Consider the following 21,861-nt stretch of genomic DNA (forward strand, 5'->3'; position numbering starts at 1 on the left):
AATAAGGAAAGGCGACTCGCACGAAAACCCCGACCCCCATCAACCGCCCTCGCGGACTCCCACGCAGGACAATCAAACACCCCGCACGGAAGCGGGGACCGGACTGGCAATCATTGACTATAAAAAAGTAGTACAGACACGCTCTTGAGTTCTCAAACCACCACCACACACCCGACAAAACCAACCCCCCAAAGGAAGCCGGCCCGCGAGCGGCAGCAAGAGAACAACATACACCACCAACCCCACCCACGCAAACCAACCACCCAACCACCACCCCACAAACCCTACAAAACACACCCAAACACCGGCGTGTCGAAAACACCACACACAACCAACCAACAACAGCGCGCCGCACCCAATAACCCAAAAACAACACGGCGCCACACACACCGCGCAACAACAAACCTCACCGTGTCACGCACGCCGACTACGTCCGTTACCTGCCCCATCCCCCAAATCGAGCAGCTCGCATGCTGAACCACATCGTTGAAACCATCAAGTGCAGCATCGCAACATCACCAGTAACGATGAATCCGGGTGCGGTGAGACGTTTCAGTCCCACTGCACCCGGATTCATCGTCGACCAGTATCAACACATGGACCCATGCAACGCGCCGGCATGCGACCTAACGCCAATCAGCAACGCTTTGCGGCGCTTGGCCGTCGCGATACCAGCAACCGTCGTAAAGTCCAGACGGGCGCGCGTCAGTAGAGTTCGGTGAAGATCTTCAGCACGCGGTCGTAATCCAGCGGCACAAAGTTGTTGCGCATCAGCCGCTCCTGGGTGGTCATCACACGTTCGGCGAATTCGGGCAGATCCTTGCGGGTCACACCATACTCATGCAGCGCCTTCTTCGGTAGGAGCTTGTTGATCAGCTCCTCGAGCCGGTCATAGACCACGGCGGCATCGCAGCCAAGGATCTTCGCGAGGAAGGCGTTGAGCGTGGCGATTTCTCCGTCGGATTTGATTTCCATGTAGTTGCGCAACACGCCCGTGAACATGGCATAGTTCGATTCGCCGTGCGGCACATGGTATTTGCCGCCCAGCTGATAGCTAAGCGCGTGTACCGCGGCGCATCCAGCGGTATCGAAGGCGATGCCGGCGAAATCGGAGGCAATGAGGAAGTCGTCCATCAACTCGTTGCGCTTCGCACGACGTTCGGCCGACCCCGCCTCGCCGGCCTCGGTCACTTTCCGATATCCGCCGACAATCATTTCAATCGCCTTGTAGCTGAACATCTTCGTGTATGGGGTGGCGTTCGGCGACAGAGCAGATTCGACAGAGTGTACAAGCGCATCCATCGAGCTTGTGGCGAAGACATGATCGGACAGGCCTGTGAGCAGTTCCGGAATCAGCACGGCATCATCGGCGAACATCTCCGGCCCGGCGATGCCCGCCTTGCAGCCCAGACGCGTGCGGTTCACCGCGGCGATTTCCGTGACTTCGCTGCCTGTACCGCACGTGGTCGGCACGAGCACCAGACGTACCTTGCGGCGGTGGTCCGCAAGATGGTCGATGACGTCATCGATACCATCACCACCGGCGACGGCGACAATCTTCGACATGTCCATGACGGCACCGCCGCCGACTGCGATGATGCGGGAATACTTGAACTTGGAAGCGTCGGAGATAAGCGCATCGATCATCTCATCGGTCGGTTCCTGGCTGCCGTACTTGTCTACGGTGATCACATGGGCGCCGTTGGTGACGCCTGCGAAGAACGTATCATGCATCACGTCCATGGTGACCAGCAGGTCGTCAGGCCCAAGATTGAATTCCTTCGCAAATTCCGCGACTGTGGGGAACTTGTGGATCACGGGACCAACGGTGAGCTGCTTCATACGAACCTTCTTTCAACGGCCCGCAACCCATTGCGGTATGCGGGAGCGATACGCGCATTATCGGACCGGACATTTCACCTGATATGTCCGGCGTGTTTCCTACATGTGACAGTGGTTCGGAATCGTTTAGATTCATGGATAACGTTCCGTTGCCACCATGATCATGATGTGGACATGCCACTTCGCGACACCCGCTTCCAAGGACCGCGGCATGCGGTATGGTTGGTTCACGCGCATGCGGGGCGAACCGATGGACCCGCAATCGATACGGAGGATGTCATGGCACTGACCAAGAAACAAACCAAGCAGCTGAGGGCGATGGCCAATCAGCTCAACCCGCTGCTGTGGATCGGCAAGAACGATGTGACAGATGCCGCTATCAAGCAGGCTGATGAGACAATCGACAAGCATGAACTCATCAAATGCGCGGTCCAGGACGGCTCAGGTCTGACCGCCCGTGAGGCTGCAGACCAGCTTGCCCAACGGCTTGGGGCCGATGTCGTGCAGGTGATTGGTAACCGATTCGTGCTGTACCGCGAATCTCGCCGGGACGATGTAAAGAAAATCGTGCTAGTGCGCGAGTAGGCGTTTCTGAGCTGTATCAATCAATCGAATAATTCATTCAATCCGTTTATCTGTCTGCGGTGAAGCATCCGACGCTGTATGCGACGCCGCAGATTCGGATTGCGGTGAAGCGTGCTGCTTTTTCGATGCCGCCTCGGACTCGGTCTGCGGTGCCCGACCGGATTCTGACAATCCCGGCCGGGCACTGGCTCCGGCGGTTCCGGCGGCCTCTGCGGTTCCGGTAGCCCCGATTCCATGGAGAATCGGCTTGATTCGCGCCAGATTCTCCTTCACCTGACGCTCATACCCACGGTCGTTGGGACGGTAATATTCACGACCGACCAGTTCGTCAGGCATATACTGTTGCGGCGCGACGGCTCCCGGATAATCGTGGGCGTACTTGTAGCCCTCGTGATTACCCCAGCTTTTCATGAGTTTCGTCGGGGCATTGCGCAAATATAGCGGAACCTGGCCGATATGCCCGGCATCGATGTCGGCGAGCGCCTCATTGATCGCATTGTAGCTGGCGTTGGATTTCGGGGCGGTGGCCACGGCGATAGTCGCTTCGGCGAGGATGATGCGCGCCTCCGGCATGCCGATCATGGCGACCGCCTGCGCGGCGGCTACCGTGACCTGGAGGATCTGCGGGGCGGCCATACCTACTTCCTCGGCCGCTGCGATCATGATGCGCCGGGCGATGAATCTCGGGTCCTCTCCCGCTCTGAGCATCTGGGCGAGATAGTGGATGGCCGCATCCGGGTCAGAGCCTCGCATGGATTTGATGAACGCAGAGATGACATCGTAATGGTCGTCGCCGTGCTTGTCATAACGCACGGTCGCCACGTCCATGACACTGCTGACAATGTCCGGGGTGATGACCGCAGGCTTGTCTGAATCCTTCGCGTGCTTGCCGCCGGTGACCGCACCTGCGGCCGCCTCGAGGATGGTCAGGGTTTTGCGCCCATCTCCCCCGCCCATGCGGATGATCTCGTCACGGGCGTCATCGTCGATGGCGACGGTGCCTTCCAGTCCGCGTGGGCTGGCGATGGCACGGTCGATGAGCGTGCCGAGGTCGGTGTCGTCGAGCGATTCGAGTTTGACGACGACAGAACGGCTGAGCAACGGTTTGATGACCGAGAAGCTCGGGTTTTCCGTAGTGGCCCCGATGAAGGTCACGTCACGGTTCTCGACGCTGGGCAACAGGGCGTCCTGCTGGGATTTCGAGAAACGATGGACCTCGTCGATGAACAGGACGGTCTCCTTATGCGAGGTGACAAGCCGTTCGTGGGCGCGTTCGAGGACCGCACGCACGTCTTTGACCCCTGAGGTCACCGCAGAGAGCTCTTCGAAGGCGCGCCCGGATTGTTTGGCAACGATGTAGGCGAGCGTGGTTTTGCCCACTCCCGGAGGGCCGAACAAGATGATTGAGCTCGGAGCGGTCAATGAGCCCTGCGATTGCGGGTCGGCAAGCCGACGCAGCGGCGAGCCCTCCCCCAGCACATGCTGTTGGCCCACCACCTCATCGAGGGTCTCGGGACGCATACGCACGGCGAGCGGACGCAGCACGTCGTCAGGCGCGGCGGCCGCGGCGAACAGATCATCGGTCATACTTCCACCCTACTCCAATTCGAACAATCGTTCGACTCCGGCGATGCGCGATCGCCCCACGGTCCGATCAGTCCTCGATCTGGCCGTCGGAACCGATCGGGCCGACATGATAGTCGACGAACACCGTCTCGCCAGTCTCCTGCGTGGCATCGAGATCGACCGTGCCACCGATCGCCCAGTCATGGTCGCCATCGGAATCATCGATAATCTGTCGGACACGCCACGTATGCTCCTTGCGTTCGTTCGCGTCATCGATGATGAAGAATTCCGGCGAGCGGGCGGCAGCGTCGATGCCGACATAGTCGTGCTCGTCATAGTAGTCTTCGAGCGCATCCTCCCATTCGTGAACGCCGTAACCCCAGTCGTGGTCGAGGTCACCGAGCGTTTCGGGGCGGTCGAGGTCCATAAGCTGGATGTGGCGGAACATGGCGTTGCGGATGAGCACAGTGAGCCCGCGACGGTCGGAAACCACGGCGTCGCGATCACCCGGAGCGGTGGTGTCAAGCGCGGATTCATCGTTCTGGCCGGCATGCTCCCACTCGTCCACGAGGCTGGAATCGACGGACCGGACGACAAGGCGAAGCCAGGAGATGACGTCGCGCAGCTGGTCGTCAAGCATGTCCTGCGGAACCGTGCGTGCGAGCGAACGGTAGGCGTCCGACAAGTAACGCAACAGGGTGCCCTCGCAGCGGGCGATATTGTACCGGGCGATGTACCCGTTGAAATCGGAGGCGGTTTCGACCATGTCACGCAGCACCGATTTGGGTCTGAGCATGTAGTCGCCCGCCCACGGCACCGACTGGCGGTACGTGTCAAAAGCCTGATTCAGCAGATCTTCAAGCGGCTTGGGATAGGTGATTTCCTGAAGGCGTTCCATGCGTTCGTCATAGTCGATGTCGTCGGCTTTCATCTCCTGCATCGCCTTGTCGCGGGCTTGCCGTTGCTGGGCTTTAAGCACCGGCATCGGGTCGTCGAGCGTCGCCTCGACCATCGAGATGACGTCAAGCGCATACGTGGGCGAATCCGGGTCGAGCAGGTCGAGCGCGGCAACAAGGAACGGGGACAACGGCTGGTCGAGCGCGAAATCATCAGGCATGTCGACGTCAAGCACGTAATCCGTGGTGTCGTCGTCACGCGGAACGGCTTCGATGAAATGCTCGTCAAGCATAGTGCGGAAGATGTCGTCCGCCAACTGGTGCAGATGCGCTTTCTGCTCGTCGCTCTGCGCGGAGTCGTCGATGAGCTTGTCGACGCGGGCACGGGCGTCACCGCCTTGGGCGACCTCGTTGAGCACCATCGAATGCGTGATTTTCAAATGCGGGACTAGAGTCTCGGGGGCCGCTTCAATGAGCTTGTTGAAGGTGTGCTCGTTCCATGTGACGAAGCCCTCCGGCGGCTTCTTGCGCTTGACTTTCTTGAGTTTCTTCGGATCATTGCCGGCTTTGGCCAGCTGATGCGCGTTCTCGATCTCGTACTCCGGAGCCTCGGCGACCACCAGCCCTTCGGTATCGAAGCCCATGCGGCCGGCACGACCGGCGATCTGGTGGAATTCGCGGGCGCGCAGACGACGGGTCTTGACACCGTCGAATTTCGTCAACGCGGTGAGCACCACGGAATGAATCGGCACATTGATGCCGACGCCCAAAGTATCGGTACCACAAATCACCGGAAGCAGGCCCTGCTGGGCGAGCTGCTCGACCAATCGGCGGTATCGCGGGAGCATGCCGGCATGATGCACGCCGACACCGGTGCGCAGCAAACGTTGCAGGATCTTGCCGAAGGCCGTGGTGAACTTCGTGCCCTTCATCGCCTCGGCGATGGCCTGACGCTGCTCCTTGGTGGAGACATTGCTGTTGGCGAGCGCCTGCGCGGTGGTCAATGCAGCATCCTGCGAGAAGTGAACGATATAGATCGGGGTGTCGCCCTTGCCGACCAGCAGCTCGATGGTCGCCGGCAGCGGCTTGTCGGTGTATTCGTAGGTCAGCGGGACCGGGCGCGGGGCGTCGGCGATGATGTCGACATCCGTGTCGGTGGCGTCTTCGAGCCGGTCGGCGATCGCATCGACGTTGCCGAGCGTCGCGCTCATGAGCAGGAACTGCGTGTTCGGCAGCGTGATCAGTGGGACCTGCCAAGCCCAGCCGCGCTCAGAGTCACCGTAATAGTGGAATTCGTCCATCGCCACGCAACCGATGTCCGCCTGGTCGCCTTCCCTGAGCGCCTGGTTCGCAAGGATTTCCGCCGTGCAACAGATGATTGGCGCGTCGGCGTTGATATGCGTGTCACCGGTGATCATGCCGACGTTTTCCCTGCCGAACACCTCGACCAGGTCGAAGAACTTCTCGGATACCAGTGCTTTGATCGGCGCGGTGTAGTACGAGCGGCGACCGGTGCACAACGCTGCGAAATGCATACCGAGCGCGACCAGCGATTTTCCGGAGCCGGTCGGGGTGTTGAGGATCACGTGGTCGCCCGAAAGCAGGTCCATGATAGCCTCTTCCTGGTGGGGCCAAGGGGTGATGCCCTTGGTGTCCTCCACCCAGCCGAAGAAGCGATCGAAAATCGCGTCGGCGTCAAGGTTGCGCCGCTCGCCGTCGTGCGGGGCCAACACCCCGAGTGACCCGTACCCGTTCGTTCCGTCGGCATCCAGCCGTTGCTCGTCCTGCGTCATACCCCTGAGTCTAACGCGTGGCGTGCCTTGCGGGCGATGGGGGAGAGCGGGATGCCGACAATTTCCACGAACAAGAAGAAGATCACTGACCACCGTGCGACTATCAGATTGCCCGATGACGGAACACCTTCGGATTTCAATATCGGACAAGAGACACTCCAATGGGATGCGACTTCTCAAGGACACAACGGCGAGATACGGAGAGTCTCGCAGAACAGACGATAAGTACTGGGAAGCGGTGCTACCGAGTTGTCGCACAACGGGGAAATACCACGGGAATCGGCGAGGCGGGCGGCGGTACCGGGCAACAGTGCAACCGGAAAGTCGCACGGCGGCGGAGTTACCCAAGCACCAAACACCACGCGCCGAGCCACTCCCCGGCCGTTACTCCTCGTCGAGCCGGCGGCGCATCGCATCCGCGTCGCAGTTCAGCGGCGGCCAGCTCAGGCCCATATCCCGCAGCGACGTGCGCAGCAGCTCGCTGACAACCGCCCTCGAATACCAACGGTTGTCCGCTGGGACCAGGTACCACGGCGCCTCCGGGGTGCTGGTTTTCTCGAACACCTCCTGCCATGCGGCCATGTAGTCATCCCACCGGGCTCGGGCGTCCAAATCACTCACGTCGAACTTCCAGTGCTTGGTCGGATCACTCAGACGCGTAAGGAAATGCTCCTTCTGCTTGTCTTTGGTGATTACGAGGAAGATCTTGATGACCGTGCAGCCGCTGTCCACGAGCTCATGCTCGAACTCGTTGACCTGGTCGTACCGGGCGCGCCACACATCCTCAGGGAACGTGCCGTAGATATGCGGCATGACGATGTCCTCGTAATGGGACCGGTCGAACAGCGAAATCCAGCCGGGTTTCGGCAGCTCGCGGCGGACGCGCCACAGATAATCATGCGCTTGCTCTTCTTCCGTCGGAGCGCCGAAGCCGTGGTAATGGATGCCCATCGGGTCGGTCTGGCTGAACACATGCCGCACGATTCCGCCCTTGCCGGAGGCATCCATGCCCTGCAACACGATGAGCATGCGCCTCGGAGACCCTTTCGTCCCGTTTGCGTACAGCAGTTGCTGGTATCTCGCGATTTCACCGAAGCTGATGGCGATAAAACGTTCGCCTTGTGCCTTGTTGCCTGGGAAGCCGGGAGTGGAACCGCCATCGACGTCCGTCAGCTGGTCTCCCGGATGGAATTGCAGAAGCTCAGAGGGCGACTCATCCCACACTGAACTGAGCAGCCTGGACGACGCGTCGGCACGTTCCAGACGGCGTTCGATATCATTATCCGGGCCCTTGTCGAGGTTCTCGATATGATGCTCGGCCTTGCGCAGCGCCTTGCCGACCTGCTTGGCGCCGTCCTTGTCCTTGGCTTTATCTTTATCCTTGTCGTGGCCCTTGTGGTCGTGGTTGCGCTGCTTGCCGCCTTCGGCAGCATGTGGTGCCGTGTCTGTCATCGTATGCCTCCTGATACGTGCGGAAGCAGGCCTACCGGCGAATCACCGCGCTTATCCGCGAGGCTTGCCAAGCCCTTCGATGACACGCACACCGGGAAGGTATGCGAACAGTGCGCCGTTGACGACCAGTTTCGAAGGACGTATGCCGCTTCCGATAAACAGTGTAGGCGTTTCCAGAATGCGCGCGTCAACCAACACGGGCCATTCTGCCGGCAAACCAATCAGCGACATACCTCGGACTCCATACCGGTGGCGGCTGTGGCGTCGGCCACAGGGGCAAATGAAACCTTGCTGACCTGTAGCGTGTGCTTGACCAGACCATTGAGATCGGCCCGCGTGTCGCCGTTGACCAGTGCCGCGGCGAATTGCGGGGGCGCCTTGCGCGTCTTATGAGTGTGGACGATGACGACATTGCCGGCCTGCGCGAGATCGAGCCCATGCCGTAGGCAGAAGATATCCGTATCCGATTCCTCGTCGAGGTTTTCGCTGACACCGAGGATCTGGGCCGGATCGATGATGCCTTCCGAAGTGAACCGCGTCAGCGCATCCAACACAGGCTGGGCGAGCAGCTTGCTGCCGTGCCAGTCGTGAAGTACCAGATCGCCGGTCGCCGCCTTGAAATCCGCGATGGAATCCTCGCTTTCATGTCCGTACCTGTTGTTGCCTACGCTCTATTCGCGAGCGATTGTGGTTGCGAGCATAACGCGGGGATGTGTGGGGAAACGCCTGCCGGGGCCTTCAGCATATACGCTTTGGTTATGGCCGGTGTTCATGGCCACAGACACCGCCGATATTCGACGGAGTCAGGCACGGGCAAGGACGGCGTCCACAGTGGCATCCACTCCCCTACGGACACCGCCGCTCAACTGCACCGGTCCGGCCGGCGGGATATCGAATCCGCCGACCGGGCCGGTGCCGGTATGTTCGGGCATACTGATGTCAGATGTCGGTCAGTCTGCGCGTCTGGCGTCGTCGCGACCTTCACCACCTTGCCCCGCATCACTGTCCCGCTTCTTGTGGGTACCTGGTATGCCGGGCAAGGCAACCTCGAGATGATGGCGCTGCTGGGCCACATCCGGGTGTTTCTCGTCGTAGCCCTGCATGTACCGGGTCTTCTGCCATTCATGGATGGACGCGTTCGACCCGCGGTGATGTTCATGATAGGTGCGAGGCGCACCGCCGCGCGGCAGTTCGTCCGATTCCTTCGCCACCGCGATCTGGTTGACATTGGATGGGTCCATGATTGCAATCGGCGCAACCACTTCCGGCTCGGCGGGGGCCGCAGTATGGCGCTGCATGCGCGAGGGCAGCCATTCGGCGAGTCGAGACAGCAGCCAGCACAACACGAAGTAGATGACCGCGGCGACCACGAGCGTCTGCAGGATGTTGAAGTACATCGAGCCGAGACGACGCGATTCCTGGAGCAGATCGGTGTACATGATGATCGAGCCGAGCGCGGTATCCTTCAGCACGACCACCAGCTGGGTGACTGCCGCGGGGAGCATCGCATAGATGGCTTGCGGGACCTCGACTTGCATGAGGGACTGCGTGCGGGTCAGACCGAGGGCGAGCGCCGCCTCATGCTGCCCGTTCGGCAGGTTGCCCACGCCGGAGCGCACGAGTTCGGCGACCACGGAGCCGTTGTAGAGCACCAGTCCCAAGACGACCGACCAGTAAGCAGGATTTTCCATGCCCATGAAGGCGAATAGACGCCAGAAGAAGATCATCATCATGAGCACAGGCACCGCGCGGCAGAATTCGACGATCACCGCGGAAATCCAGCGCAACGGGGCCGCCGGCAGCAGACGCCCGATACCGAAGACGATGCCGAAGAGCACTGCTCCGATCACTGCGACGAATGCAGCCTTGACGGTCATCCACAGTCCCGGCAGATAGAAGTCGGTCCACGCTTCTGCGTCGAGCGCAGGTTTCCACAGCTCCCAAGAGAGCTGGTTCTCGCCTTGTGGCGGGTTGTGCAGGCGCATCAGGATGAGCACGAGCACAAGGGCAAAGACGACGATCGCCACCGCGTTGGCAATACGGATGCGCTTACGTCCGCGCGGCCCTGGGGCGTCGAACAGGACCGAAGTGTTGGTGTCGTTGTTGCTTGTTGCGTTCGCCATACCGGTCACCTCCGTACCGCGAGCTTGTTGGACAGATACGTGGTCAACGCGCCGAACGGGATGATGAGAATCACGTACCCGAAGGCGAAGGTCAGGAAGATCGGCACGATGAGATCGGCGTGGTATTCGATCATCTCGCTCATCATAGTCGAGGTTTCCGTCGCCACCGATGCCGCCGCGGCGACGGTGGAGTTCTTGAGCAGCGCGATGAAGGTGTTGCCCAACGGCGCGACTGAACCGCGGATGGCCTGCGGCAGGATGACCTGCGTGGCCGCCTGCCAGAAGTTCAGTCCCAAGGCGCGCGCGGCTTCGGCCTGTCCGACCGGCACGGTGTTGATGCCCGAACGCAGGGACTCGCACACGAATGCCGCCGTATACAGGGACAGGCCGGTGATGGCCAGCCAGAAGAAGTTCGTGGCGAAAGTATTCGAGAAGCTGAGTTTGAGCTGCGCGTACACGCCGAGCACCATGAACACCATGATGATGGTCAACGGCATGTTCTTGAACAGCTCGACGTATCCGCTGGCGACCCGGCGCAGTGAGGAAATCGGCGAAATCCGCATGAGTAGCAGAATCACGCCGAGAATCGTGGAAAACAGCGCCGACCACAGGGTCAGCTCGATGTTCACCAGAAATGCGCCAGGGATGTCATATTGGCTGAACAGCTGTGCGAATGCGTTCATTGCTTCTCCCCTTCCGTAGGTGTCGGCGGGTTGTATTTGGCGTTCGGCGTGTAGGCGACGCCCTTGGTGTTGTCGTCAATCGCGCGTTTCCAGGAGCCGTCCTGGATCATCTGGGTGATGGCGTTGTTGATTTGCGACGCGAGTTTCGTATCGCCCTTTTTGATGCCGACGCCATAACGCTCGACGGTGAACGGCTTGCCGATGACTCGCAACCTGCCGCGGGACGCCGAGGCGAGACCCGCGAGGATGATGTCATCCGTGGTGACCGCGTCTACGATGCCTGACAACAGCGCGGTCGCGCATTCGGCGTACCCGGGCTGCTCCATAAGCTGCACCTTGCTGGCGAACCGCTCTTTGACCGTGACAGCGGAAGTCGAACCGGTCACCGAGCACAGGCGCTTGCCGTTGAGGTCCTGCGGCCCGTTGATACCGGTTTCGCCTTTGCGTACCAGCAGGTCCTGCCCGGCGACGAAATACGGGCCGGCGAAGGAGACCACGCGTTTGCGGTCATCGGTGATGGAATACGTGGCGAGGATCATATCGACATCGCCGTTCTGGATCATTGCCTCGCGCTGCTTGGACGGCGCTTCCTTCCAGATGATCTGGTCCTCGGAATAGCCGAGGCTTTTAGCGATGTATTTCGCAACATCGACATCGAAGCCGACATACGTGCCGGACTTCTTGAAGCCCAAGCCAGGCTGGTCGAATTTGATGCCGATACGGATCTTGCCCGCCTCGTCGTCCGCGCCGCAGGCGGCGACGGACAGCACACACGCGACCGTGCATACGGCCGCCACGGCCGTGCGCGCGATACGCCCGGCCATACTGCTCAATCTCTTGTTCATAATGCCTTTTCCTTGGTGCCACCGGCGTCTGCGCCCTCATCCCCGCAGGGCGGCCCCGCACCGATGGAGCGTGATGGTCAGTGGGTGAGGATCTTCGACAGGAAGTCCTTGGCCCGGTCGGTCTTGGGGTGTTCGAAGAACTCGTCCGGCGTGCCTGATTCAAGGATCTTGCCGTCCGCCATGAATACGACACGGTCGGCCACGTTGCGGGCGAACCCCATCTCATGAGTCACGCAAATCATGGTCATGCCCTCATGAGCCAGTTCGGTCATCACATCAAGCACTTCATTGACCATTTCCGGGTCGAGCGCCGAGGTCGGCTCGTCGAACAGCATGACCTTCGGTTTCATCGCGAGCGCCCGGGCGATGGCGACGCGCTGCTGCTGGCCGCCGGACAGCTGCGCCGGCATCTTCTCAGCCTGCGAGTCCACGCCGACGCGTGCGAGCAGGTCCATGGCGAGGTTCTCCGCCTCATCCTTGGGCATATGACGCACTTTGATCGGGGAGAGCGTGACATTGTCGAGGATCGTCTTGTTGGCGAACAGGTTGAAGGACTGGAACACCATGCCGACCTCGGCGCGCAGGGCGGCAAGCTCCTTGCCTTCCTGCGGCAACGGTTTGCCGTCGATGCGGATATCGCCCGAATCGATGGTTTCGAGACGGTTGATGGTGCGGCACATTGTGGATTTGCCAGAACCTGACGGCCCGACGACAACCAGCACCTCACCTTTGTTGACAGTGAGATTGATGTCCTTGAGCACGTGCAGGTGACCGAAATGCTTCTCGACATGGGTCAATTCGACCAGCGGATGCGTGTCCTGCGCCTGTGGAACGGCAGAATTCGCGGTTTCTTGTTCTTGGATTTCTAACATGCATGCCAGTCTAACCGGTTCAAGGCACAAAGTCAGGAGGCGTCCCGCAAAATTGTTCCCGCACCTGCTGGCGGTGCTGCCGTTCGCTGGAACGCAGATGCCCTGTTCCGCACCATTGCGCGGAACAGGGCATCATGTTTCTTGGACGTTAATTTTTCGCGCCCACAGCATCACCACCCGTGGTATGGGCAGCCGGCGGACGTATTCGCCTGCCTGCTGCCGTCCAAGGCTCAGCCGGGCACATGCCGGATGCGAGGGCTCAGTCCTCGTCCTCCTCGGGGTCGTAGTCGACACCTGTTTCGGCGCGCTGCTCGTCCGAGATCGGGGCAGGGGCGCCGGTCAGCGGGTCGCGGCCGCCACCTGCCTTCGGGAAGGCGATGACATCGCGGATGGAATCGGCACCGGCGAGCAGGGACACCGTACGATCCCAGCCGAGCGCGATACCCGCGTGCGGTGGGGCGCCGTACTTGAAGGCCTCGAGCAGGAAGCCGAACTTCTCCTCGGCCTCTTCTTTGCCGATGCCCAGCACGTTGAGCACACGGTCCTGGATATCCACGCGGTGGATACGCACGGAACCGCCGCCCATTTCCTCGCCATTGCACACGATGTCATACGAATCGCTCATCGCATGTTCCGGATCCTTGTCGAACTTGTCGATCCAATCAGCGCTCGGCATGGTGAACGGGTGATGCATCGAAGTCCACTTGGAGTGGCCGACTGCCACATCATCGTCATCCGGATCATCGGTCGGCTTGAACAGCGGGAAGTCGACAACCCACGTAAACGCGAACTCGTCCGGATGCAACAGGCCGGCACGACGGGCAAGTTCGACACGAGCCGCACCCAGCAGCAGCTGGGAGGATTCACGGGCGCCAGCGGCGAAGAACACCGCGTCGCCGTCCTCAGCGCCCACAGCCTCCTTGAGGCCATTGCGCTCCTGCTCGGACAGGTTCTTGGCGACCGGCCCCTTCAGCTCGCCGTCTTCGGTGAACTGCACATAGGCAAGGCCCTTCGCGCCACGCTGGCGCGCCCACTCCTGCCACGCGTCGAACTGACGGCGAGGAGTCGAAGCACCGCCCTTGAACAGCACCGCGCCGACATACGGGGCCTGGAACACGCGGAACGGCGTGTCCTTGAAGTAGTCGGTCAGTTCGATGAGCTGATTGCCGAACCGCAGATCAGGCTTGTCAGAACCGTACTTGTCCATCGCATCCTTCCAGGAGATGCGAGGCAGCGGAAGCTTGATGTCATAGCCGCGGGTCTTCCAGATCGCCTGGATGACCTTCTCAGCCATCGCGATGACGTCTTCCTGGTCGACATAGCTCATTTCCATATCGAGCTGGGTGAACTCCGGCTGACGGTCCGCACGGAAGTCCTCGTCCCGGTAGCAGCGCGCCAGCTGGTAGTATCGCTCAACACCGCCGACCATGAGCAGCTGCTTGAGCAGCTGCGGGCTTTGCGGCAGCGCATACCAGGAGCCCGGCACCAAGCGGGCAGGCACGAGGAAGTCGCGGGCGCCTTCAGGAGTGGACTTGATGAAGGTCGGGGTCTCCACCTCGGTGAAGTCCATGTCCTCAAGCGCGTGGCGCGCGGCCTTCGTCATATCGGAACGCAGCTTCAGGTTGCGCTGCATCTGCGGGCGGCGCAAATCGAGATAGCGGTACTTCAGGCGCACGTCCTCGCCCGGAAGCTTGTTCTCGGACTCGTTCTCGAGCGCGGTGGACACCTGGAACGGCAGGGCGTCGGCCTTGGCGAGCACCTTGAGATCCTCGACGACGACCTCGATCTTGCCTGTGGCCAGATGCGTGTTCTCATTGCCGTCCGGGCGCAGGCGGACCTCGCCGGTGACCTGGATGACGAATTCGCTGCGCAGCGGACGCGCGATTTCCTCATCATAGATGACGATCTGCACGAGACCGGTGTTGTCGCGCAAATCGATGAACGCCACACCACCGTGGTCGCGACGACGATCGACCCAACCGGCGAGCGTGACCTTCTGCCCGACCAGCGCCTCGGTCACTTCCGTGGCATGATGTGTTCTGTAAGCCGTCTGGCTCATGCTTCCTCTATTCTTGTCAAGTCCTCAGAAATCGGCGGAAAACCGGGTTTTCCAAGCATTTCAGTCTTGTTTACAGGTTGACAGTTTGCCGGGCATACACAGTATCCGGCTCCCACGACTTGGCATCGGCCGGGGTCTGGTCGCCGGTGATGATGTTCTTGACCTCGTCGCCCTTGGCTTCGCCGTCCTCGCTCGCCGCCGCAGGGAACCACACGTACGGGATGCCCAGTTTGTCGGCGTACTTGATCTGCTTGCCGAGTTTCGCCGCAGTCGGCGCGACGTCGGCCGCGATGCCGCGGGAACGCAGCTGATTGGCGATCGCGTTGGCGGCCGGACGGTCGTCCTCATTCCACACCGCGACCATGACCGCAGCCGGGGAGATGCGTGAGGCATGCGCTCCCGCTGTGTGCAGCATGTAGGACACCAAGCGGGACAGACCGATGGACAGACCGACGCCCGGGTAGCGCTTGCTGCCCTGGGAGGCAAGATTGTCGTAGCGGCCGCCCGAGCAGATGGAACCGAGCGAATCGGCGCCGTCAAGGAAGGTCTCGTACACGGAACCGGTGTAATAATCCAGACCGCGGGCAATCTTGAGGTCGGCAATAACCGAGCCGGGACGGATGCGAGCCGCCTCGTCGACGATCATCGCAAGCGTATCGAGCCCCTGGCGGGCCAGTGCGCAAGCCTCGCTGTCAGTCGCGATGCCATGCTTGGCGCACAGCGCGTCGAACTTCTCGGCAAGCTCCTTGCCATCGGCTGCCGTCAACTCGGCAAGCTCCAGGCAGGCACGCGCCTGAGCCTCGTTCGCGCCACAGCCTTCGACCAACAGACGCGCGACCTCGTCGGCGCCGATCTTGTCAAGCTTGTCGATCTCGCGCAGCACGCCTTCGATGTCAGTCAGACCGAGCCCACGGTAGAAGCCTTCAGACAGCTTGCGGTTGTTCGCATGCACGATCGCTTTCGGCAGGCCGAACTCGCGCAGCTGCTCCAACGCGCTGACCATGACCAGCGGCAGCTCGACCTCGTAATGCTCAGGCAAATCGCCATTGCCGACCACGTCGATATCAGCCTGGACAAATTCACGGAAGCGGCCCTCCTGCGGGCGCTCGCCACGCCAGACCTTCTGAATCTGCCAACGCTTGAACGGGAACGCCAGCGTGCCGGAATGCTCGACCACATACCGGCTCAGCGGCACCGTCAAATCGAAGTGCAGACCAAGACGCTCCTCAATCGGCGTGTCGGATTCATGGCCGACTTCCTGAAGACGCGACAGCAGGTAGATCTCCTTGCTGGTTTCGCCTTTCTTCAGCAGACTCGCGCCAGTTTCAACGGCGCGCGTCTCAATGCCGATGAAGCCATTGAGCTCGAAAACCCTACGGAGCGTGTCGATGACACGCCGCTCCACAACACGTTCAGAGGGGAGCCACTCTGGAAATCCTGAAATTGATGCGCCTTTAGCCACGATTCCCTATAATAAGTGAAGTTGTGGAAAACATGCGGCACCGTCTCATACGACCTCATGCGACCCGCGACACCTCACTACATGAGCTTAAGGAGCTGGCCATGGCCGACGAAAACGTCACCGAACCAAAGAACACCACCGAAAACGCGGGGCAGACGACGAAGACTACCCCGCAACCGCAAACCGGCGCCGAGCCAACAGCGGTCCCCTCTCCTGCCAACATCAAGCATCACGCGTTGTCGCCCGCGGCGTTCGCCAAGAAGAAGCCGGCACATCACAACGCGGCTCCCGCGGCGCACGTTGCGTATTCGGATGAGGATGTCAAGCAGGCCGAGTCCTTCGGACATGTTGACGACAACGGCACCGTGTACGTCAAGGACGGAGACGGCGAGCGCGAAGTCGGCCAGTTCCCCGACGCCTCAAAGGAAGAGGCACTCGCCTTGTATGCCCGCCGGTTCCTCGATTTGAAGGAGAAGCTCGATGTCTTCGCCAACCGGCTGAAGTCCAACACCATCAAGCCCCACGAGATCGACGAATCGGTCAAGCTGCTAGGTGAAGAGACCAAGGAACCCGCTGTCGTGGGCGATGTCGCCGAACTGCGTGCACAATTCGAGCAGCTCAAGAAGGACGGCGACGCGAAGAAGGAAGAACTCGCGAACCGCCGCAAAGAAGCCGTCGCCAAGGCGGTCCAGGAGCGTACGGCAATCGTGGAGAAGGCCGAAGCCGTCGCCGCCGGACTGGGCGACAACACGAACTGGCGTTCGACCGCAGACAAGTTCCGCGCGCTGTTCGACGAATGGCAGGCCCATCAGCGCGATTCTGTGCGCATCGACCGTGCCGATGCCGACGCGCTGTGGAAGCGCTTCTCCGCCGCGCGCACGACCTTCAACCAGCAGCGTCGCAAGTGGGCGCAAGCTCGCGACAACGAGCGCGCGCATGCCAAGACCGAGAAGGAAGCGATCATCGCCGAGGCGAACGAGATCAAGGATTCCACCGACTGGGCGGAAACCTCCCGCAAGTTCAACGAACTGATGGACCGTTGGAAGAAAGCCGGTCGCGCAGGCCGCAGCGATGACGACGCGCTGTGGGCGAAGTTCCGTGAGGCCGCGGACACCTTCTTCAACGCTCGTCAGGCCGATCGAGACCAGATTAATTCTTCCGAGAAGGAGAATCTCGCAAAGAAGGAAGAGCTGCTAAAGAAGGCCGAGGCGCTGGTGCCGGTCGCCGACGCGAAGGCCGCGAAGCAGGCTCGTCAGAAGCTCGCGGAGATCCAAGGCGAATGGGACCAGATCGGATACGTGCCGCGCGAGGACATGCGTCGCATCGAAGACCGTCTTGACGCAGTCGATCGTCAGATCAAGGCCGTTGAAGACGCTGCATGGAAGAAGAGCGATCCGGAGGCGGACGCCCGCAAGTCCAGCTTCGAAGAGCAGCTCAACGCCCAGCTCAAGGAGCTTGACGACAAGATCGCCGCGGAATCCGACCCGGCCGAGAAGGCCAAGCTAGAAGCCGAGAAGGCAACCAAGGAGCAGTGGCTGAACGCCATCAAGTAGTCGGCTGCCAACCGAACGTGCGCGAATCGCCGGAATCCCGCAAGTGTCGGGATTCCGGCGATTTGCTTATCAGCCAAGCAGTCCTGCCCTCCACTGCCCTACCCTATTCCACACGATAGCCTGGTCGAGATGCCTCGGAGTCACCGGTTCGATGACGACAACGAGGTGACGTGACTGTTGCCATTGGCGCTACGCGGCGGCACAACGCAGTGAGACAACGCAAGAGGGGTGGCCCTGCAAACCGTGCAGGACCACCCCTCAACAGTGGCGACAATCGCGGACAGATTTACGACAACGACGGCATGTCTCCGTTGCCCTCAGCTCCGGTATCGCCGGATTGTGCTGACGCATCCGTTGCCAGTGCCGGCGTGGCGCCGACCAGCTTCGCATCCGGATTGCCGGCGTCGTCACCTTCAGAGAATTCCTCTCCGGTGAAGGTGAAATCGCCGAGAATGCCTTCGCCCTCGCCGTCCACGACCACACGCTGGCCGTCGTGCAACTCGCCCATGAGAATCTTCTCCGAAATGGCGTCCTCGATGTCGCGCTGGATCACACGGCGCAGCGGACGTGCGCCGAGTAGCGGGTCGAAGCCCTTCTCAGCAAGCAGGTCCTTGGCCTTGTCGGTCAGTTCGAGCGACATATGACGGTCAAACAGACGGTCGTTGAGCTGCTTGACATCCAGATCGACGATCTGACGCACCTGCGGCTCGGTGAGCTGACGGAACACGATGATGTCATCAAGGCGGTTGAGGAACTCGGGACGGAACTGTTCCTTGAGTTCGCTGTACACCTGCTCCTTCATGCGGTCGTAGCTCGTCTCGGTGTCCGAACCGAGGTTGAAGCCCGTGTTCGCTGCCTTGGCGATATTGCGTGTGCCCAGGTTGGTGGTCAGGATGATGATCGTGTTCTTGAAGTCCACCTTGCGACCCTGGCCATCGGTCAGATGACCATCGTCAAGTACCTGAAGCAGGGTGTTGAAGATGTCGGGGTGAGCCTTCTCGATCTCGTCGAACAGTACGACGGAGAACGGCTTGCGGCGCACCTTCTCGGTGAGCTCGCCGCCCTCCTCGTACCCGACATACCCCGGAGGCGCGCCGAACAGACGGGATGCGGCGTACTTCTCGGAGAACTCGGACATGTCGACGCGGATCAACGCGTCCTCATCATCGAACAAGAACTGCGCCAAGGTCTTGGCGAGCTCCGTCTTGCCGACACCGGTCGGACCGGCGAAGATGAAGGAACCTGCCGGACGCTTAGGATTTTTCAGGCCGACACGCGTACGCCTGATGGACCGGGCGAGCGCGGAAACCGCTTCGTCCTGGCCAATGATGCGCTTGTGCAACTCGGCTTCCATGTTGAGCAGCTTCTTGGATTCCGCCTGGGTGAGCTTGAAGACCGGGATACCCGTCGTGCTGGCCACGACCTGGGCAATGACCTCCTCGTTCACTTCCATCTTCACGTTGGATTCGCCTTCGCGCCACGAGGATTCCTTCTCTTTGCGCTCGGCTTCCAGCTTCTCCTGACTGTCACGCAGTTCTGCGGCCTTCTCGAAGTCCTGCTTCTTGATGGCTTCGTCCTTCTCAGCGGACACCTTGGCGACCTGCGCGTCAAGATCCTTGAGCTCTGGTGGGGCCGTCAGACGCTTGATCCGCAGCCGCGCACCGGCCTCGTCGATCAGATCGATCGCCTTGTCCGGCAGGTGACGGTCCTGGATGTAGCGTGCGGACAGCTCAGCGGCGGCCTGCAACGCGCCATCAGTGATGGTCACATGATGATGGTTCTCGTACCGCGAACGCAGACCCTTGAGAATCTCGATTGTCTCGGCAATCGAAGGCTCGTGGACCTGAATCGGCTGGAAACGGCGTTCCAGCGCCGCGTCCTTTTCGATGTACTTGCGGTATTCCTCGGTCGTTGTCGCGCCAATGGTCTGCAGTTCGCCGCGCGCGAGCATCGGCTTAAGCATGTCGGACGCGCCCAAGGCACCGTCGGCACTACCGGCGCCGACAATCGTGTGGATTTCGTCGATGAACAGGACGATATCCCCGCGGGTCTTGATTTCCTTGAGCACTTTCTTCAGGCGCTCTTCGAAATCACCGCGATAGCGCGAACCGGCCACCATGGAGCCCAGATCAAGGGAATAAACCTGCTTGTCCTTAAGTGTTTCAGGCACATCGCCCGCGACGATCTTCTGCGCAAGCCCCTCGACGACAGCGGTCTTGCCGACGCCAGGCTCGCCAATCAGCACCGGATTGTTCTTGGTGCGGCGGGACAGCACGACCATGACACGTTCGATTTCCGCGGAACGGCCAATCACCGGGTCAAGCTTGCCTTCCGCGGCTTCGGCGGTCAGGTTGCGGCCGAATTGATCGAGAATCGCTGAGCCGGTCTGCCCACGCTTGTCCTGGACGCCGCCGGCATTCGCCAGTTCGCCCTTGTTGTCGGTATCCGGGCCGGTTGAATTGCCGCGGATCATATCGATGACCGTGCTGCGCAGCTCACCCAGATCGACATCCATCTTGATGAGTACCTGCGTGCCGACGCCCTCGCCCTCGCGAATCAGGCCGAGCAGGATGTGCTCCGTGCCGATATAGCTGTGCCCCAACTGCAGCGCCTCGCGCAGACTCAGCTCAAGCACCTGCTTGGCGTGTGGGGTGAATGGGATGTGGCCGTTGGGCGACGCATTGCCCTTGCCGATCATCTCCTCAACCTGCTTGCGGGTGTCCTGCAGATTCACGCCCTTGGAGGCGAGCGCCTTTGCGGCCACGCCCTCGCCCTCGCGAATCAGGCCGAGCAGCAGATGTTCGGTGCCGATGTAGTTGTGCTGCAGGGAGCGAGCCTCTTCCTGCGCCAACACGATCACGCGCCGTGCACGGTCTGTAAACCGTTCGAACATGCTTGTCCTTCCACTGTTGTTTGTCCACTTCACTTTACAGATTCGCGGTGACGTTTCTTCCCTCATGCGTGGCAATTGCGCTATCAACGCAAACAAGACGATATGCTTGGCAGTGTAAGCTTCCTCATAAGCCGCCTCAAGGAGGATGAAATGACGGACAATCTTGGACAGGTCACCGGCCGCGAGGCCGACATCGTCGTCGGCGTGGACGGTTCTGACGAATCATTCGCCGCGTTGCGCTGGGCCTTGAGCGAAGCCTCACTGACTGGACAGCATGTCAATGCGGTATTCGGATGGACCCATTCGTGGGATATGGGCGCGAAACCTGAAACCGATGACGCGTGGAAAGACGCACGCGAGCAGATGACGGCCCGGCTGCGCGACTGGGTTGACAGGGCGGGCGCTGACATGGATTTCGATCCTGAAAAGCTCAAACTCACTTCGGTTCGGGCCACCGGCACGCATGCGCTGCTCGAGCTCGGGTCGAACGCGCAGCAGATTGTCGTCGGCCGCCGGTCGCTCAATCGTGTTGCCCGTTGGTTCCTGGGATCGCTGTCCGCTTCGCTGGCGGAGGAAGCGAAGGTTCCGGTCACAGTCGTGCGGTTCGCCAGCGACGAGGAAGCCGATGTGCAGGACGCCATTGCCAATTCGCTGACTCCGGGAGATTCGACCGTGCACTACGCGCAGCCGCCGGTTGTCGGTGACAACCGCAGCAAGCCGGTTGTCGTGGGTATTGATGGCTCCTCCATCTCGAAACGCGCGCTGGCGTTCGCCGTCGATGAGGCGCGCATCCATGGGGCGCCGCTGCATATCCTGTTCTGCTGGCAGCTCAAGGATCTGGACACTGTTCCAGGCTATGAGAACGCGGTCGCGCCGATGTCGGTGGACCAGCAGCGCGCGCAACAGTTGCTTGACGATGTCGTCGCGCAAGCGCATATCCCTGACACGGTGGACGTCCATGCGAATGCGTTCCACATCCCCGCAGCGAAGGGGCTCATCAGCGCTTCACGCTACGCAAGCCATCTGGTGGTCGGGTCGCGCGGGTTGAGCGGTCTGGACGCCCATTTCCTCGGCTCGGTTTCTCGTCAGCTCGTGAATTTCGCCGAATGCACGGTGACGGTCGTGCACTGAGTGTTCCCGGCCGCGCGCTGTGCGGATAGACCGTACAGATACGACAAGGGCCGCCGGTCCGCAGGATTCACATTCCTGGGCGGAAGGCGGCCCTTACTCTAAGCGA

General features: G+C 60.9%; 17 protein-coding genes. 3 read left to right on the forward strand and 14 right to left on the reverse strand.

Going from position 1 to position 21,861, the window contains the following annotated elements; translation table 11 throughout:
• Positions 1–705 precede the first annotated feature (705 nt).
• Positions 706–1,842, reverse strand: coding sequence for a 4-hydroxybutyrate dehydrogenase (locus tag K315_RS0108685; protein WP_029577098.1), 1,137 nt, complete (start codon positions 1,840–1,842; stop codon positions 706–708).
• A 279-nt stretch (positions 1,843–2,121) separates the two neighbouring features.
• Between K315_RS0108685 and K315_RS0108690 the strand changes: the two genes are divergently transcribed.
• Positions 2,122–2,427, forward strand: a complete 306-nt coding sequence (locus K315_RS0108690) for a YhbY family RNA-binding protein (RefSeq protein WP_015450635.1) — start codon at positions 2,122–2,124, stop codon at positions 2,425–2,427.
• 33 nt (positions 2,428–2,460) lie between these two features.
• On the opposite strand, the gene K315_RS0108695 is transcribed toward K315_RS0108690, so the two are convergent.
• The 12 genes from K315_RS0108695 to hisS all read right to left on the reverse strand — a co-directional run bounded on the left by K315_RS0108695 (position 2,461) and on the right by hisS (position 16,178).
• Complete coding sequence (locus K315_RS0108695; protein ID WP_029577099.1) at positions 2,461–4,014, reverse strand: replication-associated recombination protein A; 1,554 nt, start codon at positions 4,012–4,014, stop codon at positions 2,461–2,463.
• A gap of 67 nt (positions 4,015–4,081) precedes the next feature.
• Positions 4,082–6,682: a DEAD/DEAH box helicase gene (locus tag K315_RS0108700; protein ID WP_029577100.1), complete on the reverse strand. Its 2,601-nt coding sequence runs from the start codon at positions 6,680–6,682 to the stop codon at positions 4,082–4,084.
• A gap of 384 nt (positions 6,683–7,066) precedes the next feature.
• Entirely contained in the window at positions 7,067–8,134 is a 1,068-nt protein-coding gene (locus K315_RS0108705) for a PPK2 family polyphosphate kinase (protein ID WP_029577101.1), read from the reverse strand.
• Between the two features lie 51 nt (positions 8,135–8,185).
• A complete protein-coding gene (locus K315_RS10795) occupies positions 8,186–8,365 on the reverse strand; it encodes a YbaK/EbsC family protein (RefSeq protein ID WP_238556496.1) in 180 nt (59 codons plus the stop codon).
• Entirely contained in the window at positions 8,356–8,688 is a 333-nt protein-coding gene (locus K315_RS10800; protein WP_244874300.1) for a YbaK/EbsC family protein, read from the reverse strand. The genes K315_RS10795 and K315_RS10800 overlap by 10 nt, the downstream gene beginning before the upstream one ends.
• Before the next feature lie 249 nt (positions 8,689–8,937).
• A complete protein-coding gene (locus K315_RS10880; RefSeq protein WP_274518223.1) occupies positions 8,938–9,066 on the reverse strand; it encodes a hypothetical protein in 129 nt (42 codons plus the stop codon).
• Between the two features lie 18 nt (positions 9,067–9,084).
• Complete coding sequence (locus K315_RS0108720) at positions 9,085–10,257, reverse strand: amino acid ABC transporter permease (RefSeq protein ID WP_029577102.1); 1,173 nt, start codon at positions 10,255–10,257, stop codon at positions 9,085–9,087.
• A gap of 5 nt (positions 10,258–10,262) precedes the next feature.
• The gene (locus tag K315_RS0108725; RefSeq protein WP_029577103.1) at positions 10,263–10,940 is read right to left on the reverse strand and encodes an amino acid ABC transporter permease; all 678 of its coding nucleotides are present in this window, start codon (positions 10,938–10,940) and stop codon (positions 10,263–10,265) included.
• Positions 10,937–11,785, reverse strand: a complete 849-nt coding sequence (locus tag K315_RS0108730; protein ID WP_238556494.1) for a glutamate ABC transporter substrate-binding protein — start codon at positions 11,783–11,785, stop codon at positions 10,937–10,939. Before K315_RS0108730 ends, K315_RS0108725 begins: the two co-directional genes overlap by 4 nt.
• A 77-nt stretch (positions 11,786–11,862) precedes the next feature.
• Positions 11,863–12,657, reverse strand: coding sequence for an amino acid ABC transporter ATP-binding protein (locus K315_RS0108735; RefSeq protein ID WP_029577105.1), 795 nt, complete (start codon positions 12,655–12,657; stop codon positions 11,863–11,865).
• A gap of 259 nt (positions 12,658–12,916) precedes the next feature.
• Positions 12,917–14,716 carry an aspartate--tRNA ligase gene (aspS, locus tag K315_RS0108740; protein WP_015450645.1) on the reverse strand — a complete coding sequence of 600 codons (1,800 nt, stop codon included), beginning with the start codon at positions 14,714–14,716 and terminating at the stop codon, positions 12,917–12,919.
• Between the two features lie 70 nt (positions 14,717–14,786).
• A complete protein-coding gene (hisS, locus tag K315_RS0108745) occupies positions 14,787–16,178 on the reverse strand; it encodes a histidine--tRNA ligase (RefSeq protein ID WP_033521161.1) in 1,392 nt (463 codons plus the stop codon).
• A gap of 101 nt (positions 16,179–16,279) precedes the next feature.
• On the opposite strand from hisS, the gene K315_RS0108750 reads away from it, so the two are divergent.
• Complete coding sequence (locus tag K315_RS0108750; protein ID WP_029577107.1) at positions 16,280–17,731, forward strand: DUF349 domain-containing protein; 1,452 nt, start codon at positions 16,280–16,282, stop codon at positions 17,729–17,731.
• A 286-nt stretch (positions 17,732–18,017) separates the two neighbouring features.
• Here the strand turns inward: K315_RS0108750 and K315_RS0108755 are convergent, their stop codons facing one another.
• The gene (locus K315_RS0108755; protein WP_029577108.1) at positions 18,018–20,624 is read right to left on the reverse strand and encodes an ATP-dependent Clp protease ATP-binding subunit; all 2,607 of its coding nucleotides are present in this window, start codon (positions 20,622–20,624) and stop codon (positions 18,018–18,020) included.
• A 150-nt stretch (positions 20,625–20,774) separates the two neighbouring features.
• Here K315_RS0108755 and K315_RS0108760 point away from each other — a divergent pair, with 150 nt between their 5' ends.
• On the forward strand, positions 20,775–21,755 hold the full coding sequence (locus K315_RS0108760) for a universal stress protein (RefSeq protein WP_029577109.1): 981 nt from the start codon (positions 20,775–20,777) through the stop codon (positions 21,753–21,755).
• Positions 21,756–21,861 lie beyond the last annotated feature (106 nt).

The sequence above is a fragment of the Bifidobacterium thermacidophilum subsp. thermacidophilum DSM 15837 genome, assembly GCF_000426425.1.
In the GTDB taxonomy this organism is placed as follows: Bacteria; Actinomycetota; Actinomycetes; order Actinomycetales; family Bifidobacteriaceae; genus Bifidobacterium; species Bifidobacterium thermacidophilum.